This window comes from Rhodosalinus sediminis, assembly GCF_003385555.1.
In the GTDB taxonomy this organism is placed as follows: domain Bacteria; phylum Pseudomonadota; class Alphaproteobacteria; order Rhodobacterales; family Rhodobacteraceae; genus Rhodosalinus; species Rhodosalinus sediminis.
In genome coordinates this window covers 1-326 of sequence record NZ_QOHR01000112.1, presented here as the reverse complement: position 1 = coordinate 326, position 326 = coordinate 1, and the positions used below count along the sequence as shown (strand labels likewise).

Annotated in this window: 1 pseudogene; it reads right to left on the bottom strand. The window is 68.4% G+C overall.

Annotation, left to right across the window (positions count from 1 at the left end):
* Positions 1–326 (bottom strand): annotated as a pseudogene (locus tag DRV84_RS15320) (2-polyprenylphenol 6-hydroxylase); the annotation flags it as partial.

Genomic DNA, 326 nt, shown 5'->3' with positions numbered 1-326 from the left:
TCCTGGATGTAGTCCTCGACCACGGGGCGCGCGACCTCCCAGATGTTCATCCGCGGGTCGAGCGAGCGGGCGACGCCCTCCACCACGACCATGGTGCGCTGCAGCAGGATGAGCTCGGTCCGCGTCTCCATGCCGAACTTTTCGGTCACCTCGAAGAGATACGCGAGGAGCCGCCCCATCGAGATGCGCGTCGCGTCCATGCCGAAGATCGGCTCGCCGACCGAGCGCAGGGCGCGGGCGAACTCGTGCACGTCGCGGTCGGGCGGAACGTAACCGGCCTCGAAGTGCACCTCGGCCACGCGCAGGTAGTCGCGGCGGATGAAGCC